Source organism: Halorubrum ezzemoulense (assembly GCF_004126515.1).
GTDB lineage: Archaea > Halobacteriota > Halobacteria > Halobacteriales > Haloferacaceae > Halorubrum > Halorubrum ezzemoulense.
Window position 1 is genome coordinate 1,606,192 of the sequence record NZ_CP034940.1, and the last position, 21,670, is coordinate 1,627,861.

Here is a 21,670-nt window from a genome sequence, read left to right on the forward strand (position 1 = left end):
CTCAGAGGGGCTGAAGCGCGAGACTCTTGTCACTTACCACCCAAATTTCCCGTTTTATCGAGGAGGTTGTGTCGGTTGTTCGAAGAGTTCCCGGCGATAGAGGCGAATCTACCCCCCTCCCCTCCCCAGGATGGTGGCGGTCAATTCGTTGACTACGTACTTGCTTTCCTCCGTTGTCTCCAGATTCATCCCGATGCGTCGTACCGCATGACGATCGACTCGCCCAAGGAGATGGTATAAATGGCTGAGGAGGTCGGCCGCTTCGAGGCCGATCCCCCCGCGCCGTCTTCGTTCTCCGACATCCCGACGACGAAGTCGAGGACCGTCTGCGCGCGGTCACCCGACATAGATCCACACCCCCAGCGCCAGCGTCATCAGGACCACGGCGTACTTGACGCCGGAGACGAGCTCCGCGTCGCGGATGTAGCCGCTGATGAACCCCGAGAGGATGGCCTGGATCGTCACCGCGTGGAAGAAGAGCATCGAGAGCACGTCCGGGTCGACGCCGCCGCCGCCGCCGAACCCCGCCCCGCCGGCGCTCCTGCCGCCGTCGCTCTGGGAGACCAGATCGCCCATCACGTCGATGAACTGGGTCTGGAGAATGGCCATCACGCCGAGCAGGGTGATGTACGTCATCACGATGATCGCCACCTGCATCCGGGTGCGCGACTTGCGCTCGCGCTCGATGTCGTCCTGGTTCTCCGAGGCCTGCGCGGCCGTCGTCAGCACGTCCGTGATCTGCGAGGAGGCCTCCTGCGCCTCGGCGATCAGCTTCACCGTCCGGGCGAGCCGGGGCACCGCGTACGAGTTGTTGAACTCCACTAAGGCGTCGCGCAGGCTCATGCCGTAGTTCACCTTCGCGTGGATCACCTCGAACTCCTCCGCGAGCTTCCCGGTCGACGTGTCCGAGACCGTGCGCACGGATTCGAGCAGCGTCTGCCCGGTGTCGTTCGCGGAAGAGAGCTTCCGGAGGGTCTCCGAGAGCTTCCCGGTCACCGCCCGCCGCGAGCGCTGGTGCCACTCGTAGAATACCCCGAGCGGGATCATCACGACGTAGGCGGGCACGTAGAGCCAGACGAACGCCGACCACACCGGCCGGGCGATCCAACCGTCGACCGTCGTCGGCGCCGAGCCGGCGGCGACTGCGACGCCGACCAATGCGAGCGCCGCCGGCACGGTCAACGCGAGGGTGTACAGGGGGTTCTCGCGCAGAAAGATGTGCGGCGCCGAGAGGATCTCCCTCGTCTTGTGGGTCCCCTCGCGGTCGCGAATGCGGTCGAAGACCCCGAAGCTCCCGACGAACGACTCCACGAGCCCGAAGTGGAGCAGCCCCTCCCGACTCGTCTGCCGGAGCCGCTCGCTCCCGCCGTCGGGCTGGAGGTAACCGTCGCCCGGGTCGTCCTGTTTCACCGTCGAGACCAAGACGAGGAAGCCGACGCCGACGAGCGGGATGAGCAGGTACACCGTGACGTACAGGAGCCGGTCGTCGGCCTCGCCCATCATCCCCATAATGACGAGGATGATGATGAGGAGGAGCGGGAACAGGGAGAGCGTCATGTACATCTCGCCGAACAGCTCCAGTGTCTCTAAGGTCATCTCGCGCTCCTGTTTCGACGTGCGGAGGTGTTTCTCCTTTTTGTCCCTCAGGAAGCCCTCCATGTCGCCGCCGGAGTTGACGATAGAGAGCATGTCGGCGAGGAACTGCGAGAGCTCGTCGGAGGGGGTCTCCAGCGACTGCTGGCGGATCGCGTTTCGGTAGTCGGTCCCGAAGTACTCCGTCTCGTTGACGATGCTCTGGAACTCGCGGGACACCTCCCCGTAGGTGTCCTCGGCGGTCGCCATCGCGCGGAGGATCTCGAGCTGGTTGAGCCCGCCGACCGATAGCGCGTACATGAACGACACCGAATCCGCGAGCAGGAGGTTGATCTCGCGCTTCCGCGAGGAGGCCCGCGAGTACGGGACCGCGACGAGTCCCCCGAATCCCACCGCGAAGCCGATCGAGCCGAAGACGAGCCCGCTGAGAAGCACGGCCGTCGGCACGACGAGCGAGCGCAGCGTCGCCTGAACGCCCGGCGTCGGCGCGGGGATCCCGAGCGAGAGCGCCTCCGGATCGATCAGCCCGAGCGAGAACACGCCGTAGCCGACCAGCGTGCCGAGCGCCCAGAGCGCCCCGCCGACGAGGAGGCCGACGGCCAGCGCCAGCGAGACGTACATCTCGACCTGGTCCGGCATCCGCGCCTCCGCCAGCTTGCGCTCCACGTCCGCGACGAAGTCGCCGTCGGCGTCGAACAGCAGCTCGAATATCGGGTAACACAGCTCTGCGAGCACGTTCGCGTCCACGCCGCCGTCGCCCGCGTCCACGTCGAGGCTCACGGCTCGGCCCTCGCGACGGACACGGCGCTACCCCTCCTCCGCGGGCTCGACGGCGCCGAACCCCCAGTCGTCGATGTCGTCGGTCGCCGCGCCGTCGGCGTCGTCGGCCGAGGCGCTCTCCGCGTCGTCGGACTCCGCCTCACGGTCATCGGAGTCCGCCTCGCCGCCGGAACCGACCGCGCCGCCGTCGGCCTCCGCGTCGGCGGTCTCGTCCGTTTCGGGGTCGGCGGCGCTGAACCCCTCGCCCACGTCGGCCGACGCGTCCCCCTCGGACCGCGCCGACGGGGCCGAGAGTACGTCGACCCCGTCATCGAACGGCTCGCCGAAGTCGATGTCCCCCGGCGCGCCGGAGCCGTCGTCGGCGGGAGCGGCGCTCGCTTCTGGAGTCCGTTCGAAATCGGCGTGACTCGGGTCGGTAGGCGGCTCCGGCGAGGAGTCGGCGGCGGGGTCGGGGTCCGTCTCCACGGGATCGCTTCGGCCCGAGTCCGAGCCGCTCGGCGCTCCATCGGCCGCGGTCGCCTCCGTGGCCGCCTCGGCGAGCGCCTCGCGGTCGCCCGTCGACTCTGCCTCGATGTCGCGGGCGTGGTCCATCTCGAGGAGCGCGTCCGCGACGGAGTCCGGCACGTCGCCCCGATAGGTCTCGAACAGGTCCTCGGCCGCGTCGAGTATCTCCGCGGCCTCCTTCTCGCCGGCCGCGTCCGGCGTCGGACGGGGGACCAGCTTCTCCTTCTCGCGGTCGACGTTGATGAGCACCGACTCCATCTCGCGGAGGTCCTCCAGCGACCGCTCCAGCTCGTCGTTGGCCATCAGCGCCAGCACCGTCTCCGGGTCGTTGATGAACGCCTGAAACGTCGCCGCCACCTGCGCGTAGCTGTTGAGTCCGCGGTCGATGAGGTACGCCAACACGACCCGACGTTTGCGAAGCTCCTCGTCTAGCATCGCCCGACTCCAACCGCGGTCGAACATGATGTCTTCGAGCGTGTTCGAGTCGCCCATCTGGAGGAACTCGTCCGTCTCTGCCTGCCACTGGAACACGTCTTGGACGTTGATCTCGTCGTTTTCGGCGTCGTAGTGGTTGATCTCGGTGATCGACTTGTTCCGGCGCACCTTCTTGCCCTGAACGCGGGTGGAGGTCTGGATGGAGACCAGGTCCAGCGCCGTGAACATCGTCTTCGAGACGTTGATCGGGTCGGTGGTGAACCGCTTGAGCACCTCGCCCACGGAGTCGGCGTGGAACGTCGTGTAGGTGGTGTGCCCCGTGGACATCACCTGGAAGGCGGTCCGCCCCTCTTCGCCGCGAATCTCGCCCATCACGATGTAGTCCGGTCGCTGCCGGAGCGCGGCCTCCAGCAGGTCGAACTCGTCGATGTCGCCCTTGTCGTCGTCGGAGAAGGAGGGACGGGTGACGGAGGCGATCCAGTTGCGCTGGGGGAGCTCCACCTCGCGAGTGTCCTCGATGGAGACGATCTTCGCGTTCGAGGGAATAAAGAGGGAGACGGCGTTCAGACTCGTCGTCTTCCCGGAGGCGGTACCGCCGGCGAAGATCAGGCTCTTGTGGTTCTCGATCGAGAGCCAGAGGAACGCCATCTCGTCGAGCGAGAAGGTCTTCCAGTTGATCAGGTCGATCGGGGTGAACGGGACGTCGTTGAACTGGCGGATCGTGTAGTTGGTCCCGTGGTCGGAGACTTCGCTCCCGAGCGTGAGCTGCGCGCGCGAGCCGTCCGGGAGGGTGGCGTCTACCTGCGGCCGGCGCTTCGAGATCCCCTTTCCTGACCGCTGGGCGAGCTTCACCACGAAGTCGTCCAGCTCGTCGGTGCCGTGGTGGACGTTCGAGATGATCTGCTCGTACTCGGAGTGGTAGACGAAGACGGGGGAGTTGTAACCGTCACAGGAGATGTCCTCGACGTTGATGTCGTACTTGATCGGGTCGATGCGCTCGTAGCCGACGAAGTCCCGCTTGAGGTAGTACAACAGCTTCTCGACCTGGTGCGCCGAGAGGGTCCGGGCGTCCTCCGCGAGGACGGCCGGCTCGGGGCGGGCGCTGATCTCCGGCGGGTTCGCCGGCGACTCGACCGGGGGCTCGTACCCCAGTGACTCCGCGATCCGCCCGGCGATCCCCTCTGTCGGGTCGATGCCGAACCGGTCAACCAGCGTGTCCGCGATCCCCCGCTCGTCGCCTTCGTCCTCGTAGAGCCCGTAGCGGTCGAGCAGCGTGCGCGCCTCCTCGACTATCACCTCCTCGCGGAACGACTCGTCGCCGCCGGCGATCGACTCGTCGGCGTACTTGATCGAGGTCCGGAGCTTGCCGGTGAGGAACTCCGTGAGGTCCGCCTCGATCTCGGTCCGGTACGGCTGGACGACGTAGTACTTCGCCTCGTTCTCCTTCCGCGACCGGAAGACGATGACGAACGCGTACGGCTTGTTCACCCAGTAGCGCTCCTCCTCGCGGAAGTGCGTCTTCTTCTGTATCGGCACCGCCTTCTCCAGGTCGTACCGGTTCGTCAGGGTGGTGTGACCCCCGTCGGTCGAGAAGAAGGCGTCCTCGTCGAGATCCGGGTTGACGTCGACGGTGCGCTCGTCGACGAGGTCCGCGAGGTCGGCCGCGGCCTCGCCGCCCGCGCCGAGTAGCTCCTCCGTGCGGTCGGGGTCGAAACCCAAGGCCTCCGTCTTGTCCTCGTGGGTGAACGACAGCGGCTCGTCCTCTCCCTCCTCGTTCTCCTCGGTCGGCCGGTTCCCGTCCTCGTCGAGGAAGAACTCCTCGCGGTAGTCGTCCCAGGTGTAGTACCCTTTCAACACGGGGACGGAGTAGGGGTCGTAACGGGCCGCGCACAGGTCCCAGAGGGCGTCGCCGACCGCCGCGGCGGCGCGGAAGCGGTAGTCCGTCTCACTCGGGTCGAAGCCGAGCAGCGTCGCCGGATCGAACGCGACTCGGTCCCACTCCTCGGGGGTCGGCGGGCGGGACGGGACCGACTCGACATCGGCTCCATGCGCAACGACGACGCCGGAGACGCCCTCGCGACCGACCGACCGGTCGAAGACGGTTCGTGGGATCGGTTCCGCGGCCGCTGCGGTCTCGGCACCGGGACTCGATGTCGCCTCCACGCCGTCGCGTTCGTCCTCGAAGGAGAACGTCGCGTCGTCCGGGTCAGCGTCGGCATCGACCCCCTCTCTTTCTGCGTCGTCGGTGCCGTCGCCGCCTCTCCCGTCGCCGTTGGCACCGTCTCCCCCGCCTTCGGTCTCGTCCTCACCCGCGGCGGCTGCGGGCGGGGTCGCCCGCCGATCGCCGGTCGGCACGACGGCGGCACCGCTAAGAACGACCGCGTCGGGACCGACGACGAGCGTCCCTCGATCCGGAGTGCCGTGTCCGGGAACGGCCGTCTCGCCGTCCGCCGCGAACGGCTCGTCGACCCCGGCGGTTCGGATAACCCCGTCGACGCCGTCCGGCAGGTGGAGGGCGACGGCGTCCGCCGGGACTACCGGCGCGTCCGGCACGTCCGCGTACACCCGCGCCGCTGCGTCCTCGTCCCCGCGATCAGCGAGTAGCGTCCGCCACGTGTACCGGTCGGTGACGACCGGCGAGCAGTCGTTCGGTCCGTCCCCCTCCTCGAAAATCACGTTCTCGAACGCTCGGTCGTCCGTTTCGTCTGTTTCGTCCGCCTCGCCCGTCTCGTCCGTCGATACCTCCTCAGCGCCTCGCGTCTCCGGTTCGGCAGGGTCCGCGTCCGAATCGGCTGACCCGGACCCGTCGGACGCCGATCGACCGCCCCCGGTGTCGGATTGGAGGGCGGATCGTTCGACATCCTCGTCGCTCATAGTTCCGGGAACGCGCGGTCCGTTGAAAAAGGTGTCTCGCAAAACACCGCGATTGATAATCGACCGCGGACGGGCGGATTTTAGTCCCCCGCGCGCCGACCCTCCGTCGTGTCACGCTCCGACAGGTTCCCGCGACTCCGCCGACTGCGTCAGCGCGCGGTCAGGCGGCGCGTCCGGGCGGCGATCGCCGAGGAACTGCTCGGAACCCCGCGGAGCCTCGCCGTCGTCTGCGCGTTTACCGCGTTCATGTTCGCGGTGGGAGTCGGGTACTACGCGCCGACCGCGGACGAGGTGCCGGTCGTCCTCTGGCCGCTGTACGCGGACTCCGCGGTCGCGGTCGCGCTCGGCGGCGGCGTCCTCGCCAGCGTCGTCCCGACCGTCCGACGCGGCGGCAGCGTCACCGCGGACGCGCCCACCTCTCGCGGACTCGCGTACCTCCACACGGTCGCGTTCGTCTGGCTGGTCCAGTTCGGGCTCTGGCCGCTGGTGTCGCTCAACCTCGCCGTCGGTCAGTACGTCTCCGCGCCCGACGCGCTGATCTACTACTGGGGCGTGATCGGGACGCACCTGTTGTTCGTCGGGCTCGCGCTCCTGTTCCCTGCGTTCGGCCGCACGACCCGCGGGGCGCTCGCGACCGCGCTGGGGCTCGGCGTCGCGAACGCCGTCGTCGACTACGGACTCGGATATCACCCGCCCCTGTTGTACGAGCCCGGCCCGGGCCTCACCGCCGCGACGCTCGCAATCGCGGTCGGTGCCGTCACGCTCGCGGCGCGCTCGTTCTGTCGGGTGGGTAAGGGACCGGCGTAGTACATCGTCTGAAACGGTAGATCCCCTACACGGTGTTAAATCACAAACAGGATACGCTGATCCGAGCGCAAGCGGTACGAAAGGGCACGGCGGGATCCACGCGAGCGAACGCAGTGGGCAAGCGTGGAGCCAGTCGCGCCCGTAGCCGAGCGAGGCGAAGGAACGGGCGCGACGGGATTCGAACCCGCGATCGAGAGGTTAGGAACCTCTCGCCCTGTCCGCTAGGCCACGCGCCCAAGACGGGAGGAGAAAACGGGACCGCGGTGATCGGTCGGCGTCGGGGACGACTTACGCGCTGGTTTCTTTGTCGGTCTCGGTCTCGAGGTCGTCGAACTCGTCGTCCTCGTCGTCGAGCGTCGAGTCCGCCTGCTCGCCATCTTGCATGTCTTTCAGCTCCTCTTCGACCTGTTCGCGCCCCTTCCGGAACTCGCCCATCGCCTGGCCGGTCGACCGCGCGAGCTTCGGGATCTTGTTCGCCCCGAACAGCAGGACCAGAACGAGCAGGATGATGAGGAGCTCCGGGCCCGCCGGAATGCCGCCGATCAGTGGAATCGCACTTATCATCTCTACTCCGCTCTAGCCCTGTGGCGACTATAGTCTTTTTGCCTTATCGGGTCGGCGCGGGCGCCGCGCACGGCCGCAGCGAACGCGAGCGAACGGCGCCGCCGCTCGGTAAGCGAATGGCTGAGATCTGTCGTCAGCACCCGAGAGGACCGAATCAGTCGGGACGCACGAGCCGTACGAAGTACCAGTCACCGTCGTAGCGGACGAGCGGAGCGACGCTCTCCTCCGTCGCGATCGCGTCGATGACGGCCGCGAACGCGTCGGAGTGCGGCGGGGCCTCCGCGTGCTCCGAGTCGATCGCCGCGTCGAGGACCGCGCGTTGGTCCGCGGTCGGGTCGTCGATCGATCGGCCGCGCTCCTCGCCGACGGCCCGGCGGAAGTCGCGCTGCGACGAGGCGACGCGGTCGGCGCGGACGGCGACGGTCCGCACCTCGACCGACCGCTCCCCGTCGAACGCGAACCGCAGCAGCTCGCCGTCCCACTCGACCCGCTGGTCGTCGTTCCCGGGGACGAACAGCGAGCGCTCTCGCCGCTCGGCGGACGCGTACGCGAACTTGACCCCGAACGGCGGGTAGTGCGGGGCGTGGACGAGCGACGCGTCCCCGAGCGCGTCGAGGACCGTGTCCCGGTCGTGGTCCGGGAGATCCGCGAAGGGGACGCTCGACGGGGGACCGAGGAGGAAGGAGTCGACGGCGTCGACCTCCACCGTGTACGCGTAGCCCGGTGCCGCGACGGAATCGACCGTCTCGGTTTCGATCCGGTAGTACTCGGGGCCGTCGGTGACGACGTACGGTGCCGAGACGCCGGGCCCGTAGTACCCGTCGACGGTCCCTTCTCCGCCGTCGATCGCGGTCCGGACGGCCGTCCGTCCCGCGTGTCCGACGAAGTCGACTGGGGTGCTAAACTCGTTTGAGACGCCGACCAGCGAGGCCTCGTCGAGCCTGAGCACCGTCTCCGTGCGGGGGGCGTCTCCGCCGTCGTCCGTGAAACAGCCCGACAGCGTCGTCAGCGATGCGGTCGCCGTGAGCAGTGCCACCGTTCGACGTGAGAGGCGGCGTGGAGGGCCGGACATCACCTGTCCTGCGTCGGTGGTACACTTAATTCTCCCCCCGGCTCGCCGATCTGGCGCCCTCCGGCGTCACACGACGCGAGTCGGTACCCGAGCCGGCGGCCGAGTGCCGCCGCCGAAACGGTGATACGCCCGGCCGACGACGACCCGGTATGCCAGACGTCGGCGACGACGCCCCAGACTTCACCGGATCGGTCGTGGACGGCGACATCGAGCCGTTCGAACTCTCCGAGCACGTCGGCGACGAGCCGGTCGTGCTCGCCTTCTTCCCCGCCGCCTTCTCGAACACCTGTACCGACGAGATGGAGGCGCTACGGGACGGGTTCGACCGCGACGACTGTACGCTGTTCGGCGTGAGCACCGACCTCCCGCACGCGCTCGTCGCCTACCGCGTTCAGTACGACCTCCCGTTCGCGCTCGTCGCCGACCCGGACCACCGCGCGGTCGAGGCGTACGACGTCGTCGAGGACTTCGCACACTACGGCGTGGAGACCGTCGCGCAGCGCGCGGTCTTCGTGATCGACGCCGACGGGACTGTGACGTATCGCTGGCTCGCGGACAACGCCGGGCAGGAGCCGGACTACGACGCGCTCGCCGAGGCGGTGGCGGACGCGGCCGCCTGACCGGAGGGCGAACCGAGCGGTCGGGCGGGTCGCGCTCAGGCCGGGTCGCGCAGCGAGTCGAGCGCCTCGGGGTTCTCCATCGACGAGAGGTCGCCCGGGTCCTCGTCGTTGTACACCGACTCGATCGCGCGACGGATGATCTTCCCCGACTGCGTCTTCGGGAAGGCCTCGACGAACAGGAGTTCGCGCGGCCGGAACGGCTTGCCGTGTTCGTCGCCGACCAGCGCCCGGAGCTCCTCGCGGAGGTCGTCGCTCGGGTCGGCGCCCGGTTCGAGGACGACGTACGCGACGACCGCGGTCCCGGTGGTGTCGTCGGGGACGCCGACGGCCGCGGCCTGATTGACCGCGTCGTGGTCGATGAGGACGCCCTCGATCTCGGCCGGGCCGACCTTCCGCCCCGCGACGTTGAGCGCGTCGTCGGCGCGGCCGTGGAGGAACCAGAAGCCGTCCTCGTCCTTCTGCGCGAAGTCGCCGTGGTCCCACAGGTCGGGCCACGTCGACCAGTACTCGTTCAGGTAGCGCTCGTCGCCCGACCACAGCGACTTCGTCATCGACGGGCAGGAGTCGCGCGCGACGAGATAGCCGCGCTCGCCCGACTCCCGCACCGACTCGCCCGACTCGTCGACGATGTCGATGTCCATCCCGAGTCCCGGCCCGCCGAGGGTACAGGGCTTGAGGGGTTGGTTCGGCATCGGCATCAGGAAGCAGCCGCAGATCTCCGTCCCGCCGGAGATGTTGATTACCGGGCAGTCGCCCCCGCCGACCGCGTCGTGGAACCAACGCCACGACTCTGGGTCCCACGGTTCGCCGGTAGAGCCGAGGATACGGAGCGAGGAGAGGTCGTGCTCGTCGACCCACTCGTCCCCGTGCTTTCGGAGCGCGCGGATCGCGGTCGGCGAGATGCCGAACTGCGTGATCCCGTGCCGGTCGATCAGTTCCCAGAAGCGGTCGGGCTCCGGGTGGTCGGGCGCGCCCTCGTACATCACCACCGTGCCGCCGAACGCGTGGTTGCCGATCAGCGTCCACGGCCCCATCATCCAGCCGATGTCGGAGACCCAGAAGAACCGGTCAGCGGGCTTCTGGTCGAAGCCGAAGTGGATCTCCTTCGCGCACTGCGTGAGGACGCCGGCGTGGGTGTGGACGATCCCCTTCGGCTCGCCCGTCGTCCCCGAGGAGTACAGCAGCATGGACTCCTGGTCGCTCGGGAGCCGCTTCGTCTCGAACGACGACGGCTGCGAGCCGACCGCCTCGTCCCAAGTTCGGTCGCGCTCGTCGTTCCACGGGACCGGGTCGACGTCGCTCCCGCTGTCAGCGGAGTCGGCCGCGGGCGTCGCCCCCAGCCGGTCGTACACGACCACGTCCTCGACGTGACCCGCGTCGGCGACGGCCTCGTCGGCGGTCCCCTTCAGCCGGACGCCGTCGCCCCGGCGGTAGAACCCGTCGCCGGTGAACAGGACAGACGGCTCCGCGTCGTCGATCCGCGTCGCGGTCGCCTCGCGGCCAAACCCGGAGAAGATCGGCACGGCGATCGCACCGACCTTCAGGCAGCCGTAGAGGATCGAGACGACCTCGGGCACCATCGGCATATACAGCCCGACGGTGTCGCCGGTCTCGATCCCCGCCTCGGTCAGGTAGTTCGCGACGCGGTCGCTCTGCCGGCGGAGCTCGTGGAACGTGATCTCCCGGACGTCTCCGGGCTCGCCCTCCCAGATCAGCGCGACGCGGTTGCGGTTCGGCGAGTCGACGGCAGCGTGGCGGTCGACGACGTTGTGCGCGACGTTGACCTCGCCGCCGAGGTACCAGTCCGAGAACTGCGGCCCGTCGGCGTCGTCCCGGACCGCGTCGTAGTCGGTGAAGAACTCGATGTCGAGATAGTCGACGATCTCGTCCCAGAACCAGTCGACGCCCGACGCGGGCTCGCCCGGGACCTCCGAGGTGGTGCGCTCGATGAGCTCCTCGTAGTCGTCGATCCCGTACTCGCGCATGAACGCGGCGACGTTCGTCGACTCGGCGAACGCCTCGCTCGGTTCGTGTACGACCTCGTCTATCCCCTCGTACTCGTCCATCTCGCTCGGTGATTTTCGCGGCGACAGTAAGTAACTTTCCTGAAGGACTCGCCGGAGGTGTGCGTACTCGCCCGCGACCTCGACGGTCCCGCCACGTCCACCGGTGCGTCGCCGTCGTCGCGGACCGGCAGGTCGAGGCGGCTCGGCTCGGCACTGTTCCGTCCGAGGCAGCCGGCAGTCGCGCCGGCGAGGTCGCTGCGTCGTTCCGTGGGCATCGCTCGTCGCAACGGAAGTTCAAGCCCGCACAGAGGACCGGTAGCGCCTGGAAAGCGAACGGACGCCGCCGAGCGCGGTGCCTACTCGTCGTCCGTCTCCGCCTCGTCGTCGCCGTCCGCGGCGGCGTGGATCGACTCGGGGACGATGTCGACGGAGGCGACCTCGTCGTCGGGGTCGAGGTTCATCACGATGACGCCCTTCGTGTTGCGACTCACCGTCGATACCTCCTCGACGCGGGTCCGCATGATCTGACCGTCGGCGCTCATGGCGATCAGGTGGTCGCCGTGGGTCACCGCCTCGATGGCGACGACCTCGCCGTTCCGGTCGCCGGTCTTGATGTCGACGAGCCCCTTCCCGTTCCGCGACTGCGGGCGGTACTCGTCGAGGTCGGAGCGCTTCCCGTAGCCGTTCTCGGTGACGGTGAGCACCCAGTTGTGGTACTCGTCGTCGATGGCGGCGACGCCCGCGACGGCGTCGCCCTCGCGGAGGTCGATGCCGATCACGCCGCGGGCCGTCCGACCCATGGCGCGCGCCTCGGACTCCTCGAACCGGATCGCCATCCCGTCCCGGCTGCCGATGACGATGTCCGTGTCGCCGTCGGTCACCTCGACGTCGACGAGTTCGTCGCCGTCCTCCAGCCGGATCGCCCGGATCCCGGTCGAGCGGATGTTCCCGAACTCGTCGACCGCGGTCCGCTTGATGTAGCCGCCGCGGGTGACCATCGTGAGGTACTCGTCGTCGTCCAAGTCCTCGGTGTTGACGACCGACTCGATCTCCTCGCCGTCGTCGAGGTCGAGGAGGTTGACCGCGGACTTCCCGCGCGCCGTGCGGGACATCTCCGGGATCTCGTAGGTCTTCAGCTCGTAGATCTGACCGTGGTTCGTGAACACGAGGAGGTAGTCGTGGGAGTTGGCCGCGAACACCGAGGAGACGCGGTCGCCCTCTTTGAGCCCCGTGCCGATGATCCCCTTGCCGCCGCGGTTCTGCGCGCGGAACGTGTCGAGCGACATCCGCTTGATGTAGTCGTCCTCGCTCATCACGACGACGCACTCCTCCTCCGGGATGAGGTCCTCGTGGGTCACGTCGCCCGCGTCCTCGATGAAGCTCGTCCGGCGCTCGTCGTCGTACTCGGCTTTGATCTCCTGAAGCTCGTCGACGATCACCTGATCGAGCTCGGCGGGGTCGGCGAGGATCGTCTCCAGCCGCTCGATACGCGCCTTCACCTCCTCGTACTCCGACTCGATCTCCGCCGTCTCCATCGACGTGAGCGAGCCAAGCTGCATCCGGACGATGTGGGCCGCCTGCGCCTCGGTGAAGTCGAACGCCGACTCCAGCGCGGCCTTCGCGGCGTCGCGGTCGTCGGAGTCCTGGATCGTCTCGACGACGCTGTCGACGTTGTCGAGGGCCTTCAGCCGCCCTTCGAGGATGTGTGCGCGGTCCTCGCGCTCGGCGAGCTCGTGTTCGGAGCGCCGGCGCACCACCTCGCGGCGGTGGTCGACGTAGTGTTCGAGCGTCTGCTTGAGGTCCAGCACCTGCGGCGAGCCGTCGACCAGAGCGAGGTTGATGACGCCGAACGTGCGTTCGAGGTGGCTCTCCAGCAGCTGGTTCTTGACGACTTCCGCCATCGCGTCGCGCTTGAGCTCGACGACGATCCGGATCCCGTCGCGGTCCGACTCGTCGCGCAGGTCGCGGATCCCTTCGATCGCGCCCTCGTTGACGTCCTCGGCGATGCGCTCGACGAGCCGCGACTTGTTCTGCTGGAAGGGGAGCTCGCTGATGACGATCCGTCCCTCCTCCTCGTGGACCTCGAACTCCGCGCGGACGCGGATCCGTCCGCGCCCCGTCTTGTACGCCTTGTGGACCGCGTTCCGCCCGACGATGTTCGCGCCGGTCGGGAAGTCCGGCCCCTTGACGTGTTCCATCAGATCCTCGACGGTCGCGTCGGGGGTCTCTATCAGCTCGACGGTGGCGTCGATCACCTCGCCGAGGTTGTGGGGCGGGATGTTCGTCGACATCCCGACGGCGATACCCGACGAGCCGTTGACGAGCAGGTTCGGGAACGCCGCGGGCAGCACCTCCGGCTCCTCGAGGCGGTCGTCGTAGTTCGCCTGGAAGTCGACGGTGTCGCGCTCGATGTCCGCCATGAGCTCCTCGGCGATGGGGGCCATCCGGGCCTCCGTGTACCGCATCGCGGCCGGCGGGTCGCCGTCGACGGAGCCGAAGTTCCCCTGCCCGTCGACCAAGGGGTAGCGCATCGAGAAGTCCTGCGCCATCCGGGCGAGGGTGTCGTAGATGGCGCTGTCGCCGTGCGGGTGGTAATCGCCCATCGTCTCGCCGACGACGGAGGAAGACTTGCGGTGCGCGGAGTTGCTCGTTACGCCCGCCTCGTTCATCGCGAAGAGGATCCGGCGGTGGACGGGTTTGAGCCCGTCGCGCACGTCGGGGAGCGCGCGACCCGCGATGACGGACATCGCGTAGTCGATGTACGACTGCTCCATCTCGTCTTCGATGCGGGCGTTCGTCACCTGCGCTGCGCGGACGTCGCCGGGGTCGGCGTCGGGAGTCTCCGAGCTCATATGTCCACCCACTCCGCTTCGGTCGCGTGCTCCTTGATGAACTGCTTGCGCGGCTCGACCGCGTCACCCATCAGCACGTTGAACATGCGGTCCGCGGCGGCCGCGTCGTCGATGGTGATGCGCTTGAGCCGGCGGTTCGTCGGGTCCATCGTGGTGTCCCACAGCTGGTCGGGGTTCATCTCGCCGAGCCCCTTGAACCGCTGGACCTGCGTGGGGTTGCCGTCGCACTCCTCCTCGATGATGCGGTCGCGCTCCGCCTCGGTCATGGCGTCGTACGTCTCGCCGCGGTACCGGACGCGGTACAGCGGGGGCTGGGCCGCGTACACGTAGCCGGCCTCCAGAAGTGGCTTCATGTGCCGATAGAGGAGCGTGAGGAGCAGCGTCCGGATGTGGGCGCCGTCGACGTCGGCGTCCGTCATCAGGATGATCTTGTTGTACCGGACGTCGTCGAGGTCGAACTCCTCGCCGATGCCCGCGCCGATCGCGGTGATCAGCGCGCGGATCTCGTCGTTCTCTAGGATGCGGTCGAGGCGGTGTTTCTCGACGTTGAGGATTTTCCCCTTCAGCGGGAGGATCGCCTGGTTCTCGCGGTTCCGGCCCTGCTTGGCCGAGCCGCCCGCGGAGTCGCCCTCGACGACGAACAGCTCCGCCTCGGTCGGGTCGCGGGTCTGGCAGTCCGCCAGCTTACCGGGGAGCGCGGTCGACTCCAGCGCCGACTTGCGGCGGGTGAGCTCCTCGGCCTTCTTCGCGGCCTTCCGGGCGCGCGCCGCCTCCGCGGCCTTGTGGACGACCTTCTCGGCGGTGTCGGGGTTCTCCTCGAAGAAGGTACCGAGCTTCTCGTGGGTCGCGGACTCGACGACGCCGCGGACCTCGCTGTTGCCGAGTTTCGTCTTCGTCTGCCCCTCGAACTGCGGGTCCGGGTGTTTCACCGAGACGACCGCCGTGAGCCCCTCGCGGACGTCTTCGCCCTTGAGGTTGGCGTCGAGGTCGTTGACGAGTCCCTGTTCGTTGGCGTAGTCGTTGACGGTCCGCGTGAGGGCGGTCTTGAAGCCGGTGAGGTGGGTGCCGCCCTCGCGGGTGTTGATGTTGTTGGCGAACGCGTGGACGGAGCCCTGGAGCTCCTCGGTCGCCTGCATCGCGACCTCGACGTGGACGCCGTCGGTCTCGCCCTCGAAGTAGATGACCTCCTCGTGGATCGGCGAGCGCGTCTCGTTGAGGTACTCGACGAACTCGCGGATGCCACCGTCGTAGCGGAACGTCTCCTCGCTGTCGTCGCGGTCGTCGGCCAGGCGGATCTCGACACCGGAGTTGAGGAAGGCGAGCTCGCGGAGTCGGTTCGCGAGCGTGGAGGTCTGGAACTCCGTCGTCTCGAATATCTCCTCGTCGGGCCAGAACCGGATCTCGGTCCCGGTCGACTCGCCGGCGTTCATGTCGCGGACGCGCTCGAAGCCGTCCTCGTCGGGTTCGCCGCGCGCGAACCGGTGGCGGAAGACGCCGCCGTCACGTTTGACCTCGACCTCGAGCCGCTCGGAGAGGGCGTTGACGACGCTGACGCCGACGCCGTGGAGCCCGCCGGAGACCTGGTACGACTTGGAGTCGAACTTCCCGCCGGCGTGGAGGACCGTCAGGATGACCTCGAGCGCGGGGCGGTCGTACTCCTCATGAGTGTCGACGGGGATGCCGCGCCCGTCGTCGCTGACGGAGACGGAGCCGTCGTCGTGGATCCGTACCTCGATCTCCTCGCAGTAGCCCGCGAGGGCCTCGTCGATGGAGTTGTCGACGACCTCGTAGACGAGATGGTGGAGCCCCCGACCGTCCGTGGACCCGATGTACATCGCCGGTCGCTTACGGACGGCCTGCAGGCCTTCGAGGACCTGAATTTGGCCGGCTCCGTATTCGCTCTGCTCTGACATAGGAACTTACACTCGCTAGTCGCTGTCGGGTTATAAACCCGGCGCACGCGCGCGTGTGAGCCCCCGACGGCGACGTGTGCCTAGCTCTCCCACAGCTACAAACCGCGCCCTCGCGTACCCGTCGCCGATGCTACCGATCGCGGACTCCTTCGACCACGTTCACCGCGGCTGCGAGATCCGGTACGGGCGGGGACGAGTCGCCGACCTCGGCGCCTGGCTCGGCGATCGCGGCCTCGACGGCGCGCTCGTCGTCTGCGGCTCGAACACCGGCGCGAACAACGCCCTGATGGATCCGGTCCGAGACGGCCTCGGCGACCGACTCGTCGGCGTCTTCGACGGGACAACGCCAGACAAGCGGGTCGAGACCGCCTACGACCTCCTCGACGCGCGGGCCGAGGCGGACGCGGACGTCCTCGTCGCGGTCGGCGGCGGCGCCAGCCTCGACGTCGCGAGACAGGCGACGCTGCTCGCGGCCGACGGCCGGGATCTCGACGCCCTCCGCGGCGACGCGGAGGCCGGCGCAGACGCGCTCGGCGACCTGGCGCCTGAGAGCGGCCCCGCCCTCCCGGCTGTCGTCGTGCCGACGACATTCGCGGGCGCGGACGTCTCGACAGGCGGCTCGCTGGAGGTCCTCTCGGCCGACGAGTCGCCGACCGGACAGCCGGTGACCGTCAGCGGGAGCGGCGCGTGGCCGATCGTCGACGTGGCCGACCCGGCGCTGTTCGAGACGACGCCGGCCTCGGTGCTGGCCGGGTCGGCGATGAACGGGTTCGACAAGGGGATCGAGACGCCGTACGCCCGCGACGCCTCCCCGGTGAGCGACGCGGCCGCGGTCCACGGACTCCGCCTCCTCTCGGACGCGCTCCCCCGCGTGGCCGGCGACCGACCGGGCGGCGAGGACGCGATGGACCGCGCGGTCGTGGGGTCGCTGCTCGTCCAGCTCGACTCCAAGATCAGCGTGATCCACGCGTTCGGCCACGGGTTCGCGCGGCGATACGAGGTTCAGCAGGGCGCGATCCACGCCGTCGTCGCGCCGCACGCGCTGGCGTACCTCTTCGACGAGGTCGACGCGAGCCGGCGGGCGCTGGCCGCCGGGCTCGGGATCCGGACCGGCGGCCGCGACGACGCAGCGATCGCCGAGGATGTCGTCGCGGCCGTCGCCGAGGTCCGGAACGCGCTCGATGTCCCGAGCCGCCTCCGGGATCTCCCCGAGACCGACGAGGACGACCTCCCGGCGATCGCCGAGTTCGTCGCCGAGGACCCGCCGATGGAGCGCGCGCCGGCCGACCTCGACGCGACTCCCGAGGAGATCCTCGGCGTGTTGCGGGCGGCGTGGTAAGGCCGGGGAGACGGCCTATCCGTCGGACGACTCGGCCCCGTACGTCTCAAGCGAGGTCAACCGCCCGGCCTCGGTCTCGAACACGTCGACGAACGCGAACAGCACGTCGCCGTCAGCGTCACGGAGGCGGCCGCGGACCGCGACGCCGGGACCCGACGGATAGACGCGGTCGACCGCGTGGGTCGTGTCGGTGTTCGGCCGCCCGTCTCGCATGAACGCGACGAACCGGTCGCGTCCCTCGAACGTCCTGTCGCCGCGCCGCTGGACGAATTCGGGGTCGAGCAGCGACGCGAGCCGCTCGTACTCGCCGGCGTCGATCGCGTCGTAGTAGGCCCGGGCGAGCGCGGCGGGGTCGGCGCTTTCGCCCGCCGGATCTCCGCTATCCGCGTCGGCGTTCGCTCTGCTGTCCGCGTCGGCGTTCGCTCCGCTGTCGGGGGCGTTCGCTCCGCGCTCTGCGTCGTCCGCCTCACGCCGCGAGGGCATCGAACTCCTCGGCTGAGGTCCGGGTTCCCTTCGAGATGATCACGTCGCCGCCCCGCAGCGTGGTGTCGATGTCGTGGCCGACCAGCCACCCCTCGTCCGGGCGGCGGATCGCGAGGACGCTCGTCGAGATGTCGGTCGCGGGCACGCCGTCGGCGACGGCGGTCCCGTCGAGTTCGCTCCCCTCGACGACGACGGTCCGGGTGATTATCTCGTCGGACTCCTGGACCGCCATCTCCACGACCGGGTGGACGTCGAGGTCGCGGAGGACTCCCTCGGTGATCGCCAGCGCGGCGTCGGATATCTCCTCGGTCGCGACGCCGAGGTGGATGAGTCCCCGCAGCGACACCGGGTCGTCGGCCTCGGCCGCGGCGCGGAGCGTCCACGCCTCGAACCGCGACTGGAGCGCGTCCACCTCGATCTCGAGGTTGCTCACCTCCTCGGCCAGCTCCTCGTTGTCGAAGAGGACCGACCCGTACGCGAGGTCGACGGCGAGCTCGGAGAGGTTCTTCATCAACACGATCGAGTCGACCGCGCGCTCCAAGTCGTCGATCGCCGGCTCGGGCGCGGGCTCGGGCTCGAACGGGTCGCCGCTCAGCTCGGGGTACACGTCCTCGACGCCCGCTTCGGGCCCCCGAAGCAGAGTCACGTCGCCGGGCGCTAACCGGGTGGTCGGTCCGGGGTTGAGGATCCAGTCCTCGTCGCGCCGGACCGCGATGACGCGGACGCCGGTCTCCGATTCGAGGTCGATATCGTCCAGCGTCCGGCCGGCGTACGCGGACTCGCCCCGCACGGTCCCGCGGACGAGCGTCTCCACGCCCGCGGAGAGCGCGCCCCGCATCGCCTCGGGGAGCCCGATCTCCTCGGTGACGATCTTGGCGATGTCGCCCGCGGCGTCGGCGACCTTGTCGGCGGCCGCGATGACGCCGAGCACGGGCGCGAGCGTCTCCGCCTCGTTCGGGTTCCGCGCGGCGAGCATCAGGCTCATCCGGGCGCGCATCTGGAGCACGTCCATCCGGTGTTCCAGCTCGACGACCTCGTGCGCGACCGTCGGGCTCGCGTGGAGAACCGCCGAATAAGACAGATCGATCAACAGCTCCGCGGTGTCCTTCATCTCGACGAGCAGGTCCTTGACGCTCGTCGGCTCGTAGCGGACCGTGCGCTCGTCGAATCGTCCCATATGACTCCCTCTCCGGCACCGAGTAAAAGGCTTGTTGCGGGAATTCGAACGGTCGGAGCGGAGGAGACGACCGCCGCGTCAGAGCGCGTCGCCGGCGACGTAGCCCGGCGCATCCTCTGGCGATTCCGTGCCGTCGCCGACGGGCGCGGCGAGGTCGACGAGCGCGAGCCATCCCAGCAGCCGGGCCGCGCGGCCCCGCCACGTCGCCTCCCAGTCGGGATCGCGGGCCCTGTCGTGCCGCGGAACTCGGTCGCGGGTCGCGGCGAAGAGGTCGGGGGCGGTCAGCGGGTCGTCGGTCGAGGCCTCCCGCAGCGCCGCGAGCGCCTCGGGGCCGAACAGGACCTCCTCTCGGAGCCCCTCGCGGACGCGCTCCGGCGTCGGCTCGGCGTCGGCGCGGACGAACCCCCGAGAGGTGTCCTCGGCGAGGTTGAGCGCGCGCAGGAACGCGAGCCAGTCGTTCGCGGTCTGACGGTCGGGGAGGTCGCGTCGCCGCCGGAGGCGGGCGCAGCAGTCGTCGGCGGTACCCGGGACGAGCGGGACCGCGCGCTGGTACTCGCGGAGGGCGTCGAGGTCGGCCGGGGGTTCGGGGACGGGTTTGAGTCGCATCAGTCGGGGACGCTCGCGGCGTCAGCGGTAGCCGAACGACTCGGCGAGCAGCTCCTCGTCGGTCTCACCGACGGTGTAGACGGGGCCGTCGACGACGTCGACGGTGACCCGCGCCGGGGCGAACACGCTCTCGGGAACGTCGTAGAAGTCCCAGTCGGCGTCCTCGAACACCTCAACGAAGGGGGTGCCGTACTCCTCGCCCGCGGTCGAGACGATCTCGCCGAAGCGGTCGTCGTCGCGCGCGACCTGGAGGTGGACCTCGCCGCCGTACGCCAAGGCGTCGTTGGTCCGGCCCATCGCCTCGGTCTCGTCGCGGGTCGGGGGCGCGAGCGGCGCGGAGCCGGAGGCGTGGAGCACGTCCGTGGGCTCGTAGCCGACCTCCAACAGGCGGAAGACGGCGAGTTCAGCGGCGCGGGCCGCGGTGGTGACGGAGCCCGCAGTCGAGCCGGTGGCGAACGTCGGGAGGAACACGCCGTCGGTGTCGACCTCAGCCAGCTCGGCGACCTGTTCGGCGACCTCCTCGTCGGGGAGCGCCGTCGACTCGACCGCCAGCGTGGCGAACTCGGAGGAGTCGTAGTAGCCGACGCGCTCGAACTCGGTCTCGCGGCCGACGAGCGCGCGGGCGGGGCCGGAACCCAGCCCCTCGAAGCCGCCCTCGGTCGTCAGCTCCCAGCCGGCCTTCTGCGAGCAGAGCAGCGCGACCGCGGGGTGGTCCGTCGACAGCTCGACGTACTGGCGCGGCGCGCCGGCGAGCCGGCCCATTCGCGTCTGGAGGTTCGCGAGCCCGGCGGTCTGGATCTCCGCGAGCAGGAGTCCCGCCTCGACGCCGCCGGCCGCGTCGACGCCGAAGTCGACGACGGTGGCGCCGTTGTCCAGCTCGTAGCCGACGACATCCAGCTCGCCGGCGAAGTCGAGCGCCTCGTCGACCAGCTCGATCGCAGTCCGATTGATGCTTTCCATAAACGAGCGTACTCGCTCCCCGTTTAAGGGGTTTGGCTGTTCGGCTCGGGGCGTCGCAAGAGATCCGGTGGACGTTACTTATAAACAACCGAGGCGGTGGCGCGTGCCTCCGAACGCCCGCAGGGCGTGAGGAGCACGCGCGAGGGAGTCGCTCGCCCGCGGCGAGCGACGCGGCTGGGGAGGTGTGAGGCTGCGGTGCTGCGCGTTCCCGCGAGCGAAGCGAGCGGGAGCACGGAAGTCGCAGCCCGCGCAGCAAAGCGAGCAGGAACGTCTTCCGGTGGGGCTTTGCCGGTGTCCGTCGCCGGTCCACCAGCGACTATTTAGAATTGAGCGAGCGCGATTTCGGGAGCGTTCGACCGAAATGCTTCGTGAGCCGGATATAAGCGAGCGTTCCGAGTCGTCACCAGAAGCCGTCGGAGTCGCTCGGGCCGCCGGCCTCGCCGGGGCCGCTCGGACCGCGGGGCCCGCTCGGTCTCGGATCGGGGTTGATCTCGACGGGGGCAGACTCAGCCCGCGGGTCGATCTCGCGCCCCTCGTCGTAGCGGACGAACGAGAGGTAGAACGCCTCGCCGCAGCCGACGCCCTCGGCGTCCGGCTCGCGGTACGGCTCGTCGCCGCCGACGTCGGTGCCGCGCACGCCGTCGTGCGGGTCCCACTCGACGCCGTCGCTCTCGCCGCAGACGAACCGGACGCCGTCGGCGTCGGCGGTGTCGCCGTCTTCGGTCGCCTCGTCGGCGTCGAACGGCTCGGTCGGCGCGACGTACGTCCACCCCTCCAGCGGGTACGGCGTCACCGACTTGTCCGCGAGGTACCCCTCGCGTTCGAGCGCGACGAGCGTCCCGCAGTGGGGACAGTAGTACGTGACCGGGTAGCTCATACGTCTCGTAGGGGACCCGTTTATAAACAGCCGTCGCCGCCGCGTCAGCTATTTGATCGCTCGGGCCGACGATTCGACATCTCATCCGATACCACTCCTGACAGCTCGGACGCATCGGACGACTCGTCCGGCCCCGTTACCCGCCGCCGGCTCCTCTACGGCGTCGCGGGCGGCGTCGGTCTCCTCGGGGGCGGCGGACTGTACGTCG

The 21,670-nt window shown here is 69.1% G+C and carries 16 protein-coding genes and 1 tRNA gene; 3 read left to right on the forward strand and 14 right to left on the reverse strand.

Going from position 1 to position 21,670, the window contains the following annotated elements; genetic code table 11:
- Nucleotides 1-185: 185 nt before the first annotated feature.
- From EO776_RS18950 to EO776_RS08045, 3 genes are read right to left on the reverse strand one after another with little or no spacing between them, the layout of a single operon-like run.
- Entirely contained in the window at nucleotides 186-347 is a 162-nt protein-coding gene (locus EO776_RS18950) for a hypothetical protein (protein WP_155120022.1), read from the reverse strand.
- The gene (locus tag EO776_RS08040) at nucleotides 337-2,373 is read right to left on the reverse strand and encodes a type II secretion system F family protein (protein ID WP_100050473.1); all 2,037 of its coding nucleotides are present in this window, start codon (nucleotides 2,371-2,373) and stop codon (nucleotides 337-339) included. Before EO776_RS08040 ends, EO776_RS18950 begins: the two co-directional genes overlap by 11 nt.
- A gap of 27 nt (nucleotides 2,374-2,400) precedes the next feature.
- A complete protein-coding gene (locus EO776_RS08045) occupies nucleotides 2,401-6,186 on the reverse strand; it encodes a type II/IV secretion system ATPase subunit (RefSeq protein WP_100050474.1) in 3,786 nt (1,261 codons plus the stop codon).
- Between the two features lie 108 nt (nucleotides 6,187-6,294).
- On the opposite strand from EO776_RS08045, the gene EO776_RS08050 reads away from it, so the two are divergent.
- The gene (locus EO776_RS08050; protein WP_049929479.1) at nucleotides 6,295-6,993 is read left to right on the forward strand and encodes a DUF1405 domain-containing protein; all 699 of its coding nucleotides are present in this window, start codon (nucleotides 6,295-6,297) and stop codon (nucleotides 6,991-6,993) included.
- A 163-nt stretch (nucleotides 6,994-7,156) separates the two neighbouring features.
- Here the strand turns inward: EO776_RS08050 and EO776_RS08055 are convergent.
- From EO776_RS08055 to EO776_RS08065, 3 genes are all read right to left on the reverse strand, one after another.
- A tRNA-Arg gene (locus EO776_RS08055) sits at nucleotides 7,157-7,229 on the reverse strand.
- Nucleotides 7,230-7,281: 52 nt separating this feature from the next.
- Complete coding sequence (locus tag EO776_RS08060; protein WP_049929478.1) at nucleotides 7,282-7,557, reverse strand: Sec-independent protein translocase subunit TatA/TatB; 276 nt, start codon at nucleotides 7,555-7,557, stop codon at nucleotides 7,282-7,284.
- A gap of 154 nt (nucleotides 7,558-7,711) precedes the next feature.
- The gene (locus EO776_RS08065) at nucleotides 7,712-8,629 is read right to left on the reverse strand and encodes a hypothetical protein (RefSeq protein WP_094519391.1); all 918 of its coding nucleotides are present in this window, start codon (nucleotides 8,627-8,629) and stop codon (nucleotides 7,712-7,714) included.
- Between the two features lie 149 nt (nucleotides 8,630-8,778).
- Between EO776_RS08065 and EO776_RS08070 the strand changes: the two genes are divergently transcribed.
- A complete protein-coding gene (locus EO776_RS08070) occupies nucleotides 8,779-9,249 on the forward strand; it encodes a redoxin domain-containing protein (protein ID WP_049929476.1) in 471 nt (156 codons plus the stop codon).
- A gap of 35 nt (nucleotides 9,250-9,284) precedes the next feature.
- Here EO776_RS08070 and EO776_RS08075 read toward each other — a convergent pair whose 3' ends face one another.
- From EO776_RS08075 to gyrB, 3 genes are all read right to left on the reverse strand, one after another.
- The gene (locus tag EO776_RS08075; RefSeq protein ID WP_049929473.1) at nucleotides 9,285-11,315 is read right to left on the reverse strand and encodes an AMP-binding protein; all 2,031 of its coding nucleotides are present in this window, start codon (nucleotides 11,313-11,315) and stop codon (nucleotides 9,285-9,287) included.
- Nucleotides 11,316-11,611: 296 nt separating this feature from the next.
- Complete coding sequence (gene gyrA / locus EO776_RS08085) at nucleotides 11,612-14,107, reverse strand: DNA gyrase subunit A (protein ID WP_089307612.1); 2,496 nt, start codon at nucleotides 14,105-14,107, stop codon at nucleotides 11,612-11,614.
- Nucleotides 14,104-16,020 carry a DNA topoisomerase (ATP-hydrolyzing) subunit B gene (gyrB, locus tag EO776_RS08090; RefSeq protein WP_094519389.1) on the reverse strand — a complete coding sequence of 639 codons (1,917 nt, stop codon included), beginning with the start codon at nucleotides 16,018-16,020 and terminating at the stop codon, nucleotides 14,104-14,106. The genes gyrA and gyrB overlap by 4 nt, the downstream gene beginning before the upstream one ends.
- 127 nt (nucleotides 16,021-16,147) lie before the next feature.
- Here gyrB and EO776_RS08095 point away from each other — a divergent pair, with 127 nt between their 5' ends.
- The gene (locus EO776_RS08095; protein WP_049929470.1) at nucleotides 16,148-17,359 is read left to right on the forward strand and encodes an iron-containing alcohol dehydrogenase family protein; all 1,212 of its coding nucleotides are present in this window, start codon (nucleotides 16,148-16,150) and stop codon (nucleotides 17,357-17,359) included.
- A gap of 15 nt (nucleotides 17,360-17,374) precedes the next feature.
- On the opposite strand, the gene EO776_RS19620 is transcribed toward EO776_RS08095, so the two are convergent.
- The 5 genes from EO776_RS19620 to EO776_RS08120 form a co-directional block, all read right to left on the reverse strand.
- The gene (locus EO776_RS19620) at nucleotides 17,375-17,842 is read right to left on the reverse strand and encodes a nuclear transport factor 2 family protein (protein ID WP_049929469.1); all 468 of its coding nucleotides are present in this window, start codon (nucleotides 17,840-17,842) and stop codon (nucleotides 17,375-17,377) included.
- A complete protein-coding gene (locus EO776_RS08105) occupies nucleotides 17,826-19,019 on the reverse strand; it encodes a potassium channel family protein (protein WP_049929468.1) in 1,194 nt (397 codons plus the stop codon). The genes EO776_RS19620 and EO776_RS08105 overlap by 17 nt, the downstream gene beginning before the upstream one ends.
- Before the next feature lie 78 nt (nucleotides 19,020-19,097).
- The gene (locus EO776_RS08110; RefSeq protein WP_094519387.1) at nucleotides 19,098-19,625 is read right to left on the reverse strand and encodes a hypothetical protein; all 528 of its coding nucleotides are present in this window, start codon (nucleotides 19,623-19,625) and stop codon (nucleotides 19,098-19,100) included.
- 21 nt (nucleotides 19,626-19,646) lie between these two features.
- Nucleotides 19,647-20,585: a methenyltetrahydromethanopterin cyclohydrolase gene (gene mch / locus EO776_RS08115; RefSeq protein ID WP_049929466.1), complete on the reverse strand. Its 939-nt coding sequence runs from the start codon at nucleotides 20,583-20,585 to the stop codon at nucleotides 19,647-19,649.
- Between the two features lie 400 nt (nucleotides 20,586-20,985).
- Nucleotides 20,986-21,462 carry a hypothetical protein gene (locus EO776_RS08120; RefSeq protein WP_049929465.1) on the reverse strand — a complete coding sequence of 159 codons (477 nt, stop codon included), beginning with the start codon at nucleotides 21,460-21,462 and terminating at the stop codon, nucleotides 20,986-20,988.
- Nucleotides 21,463-21,670: the final 208 nt, after the last annotated feature.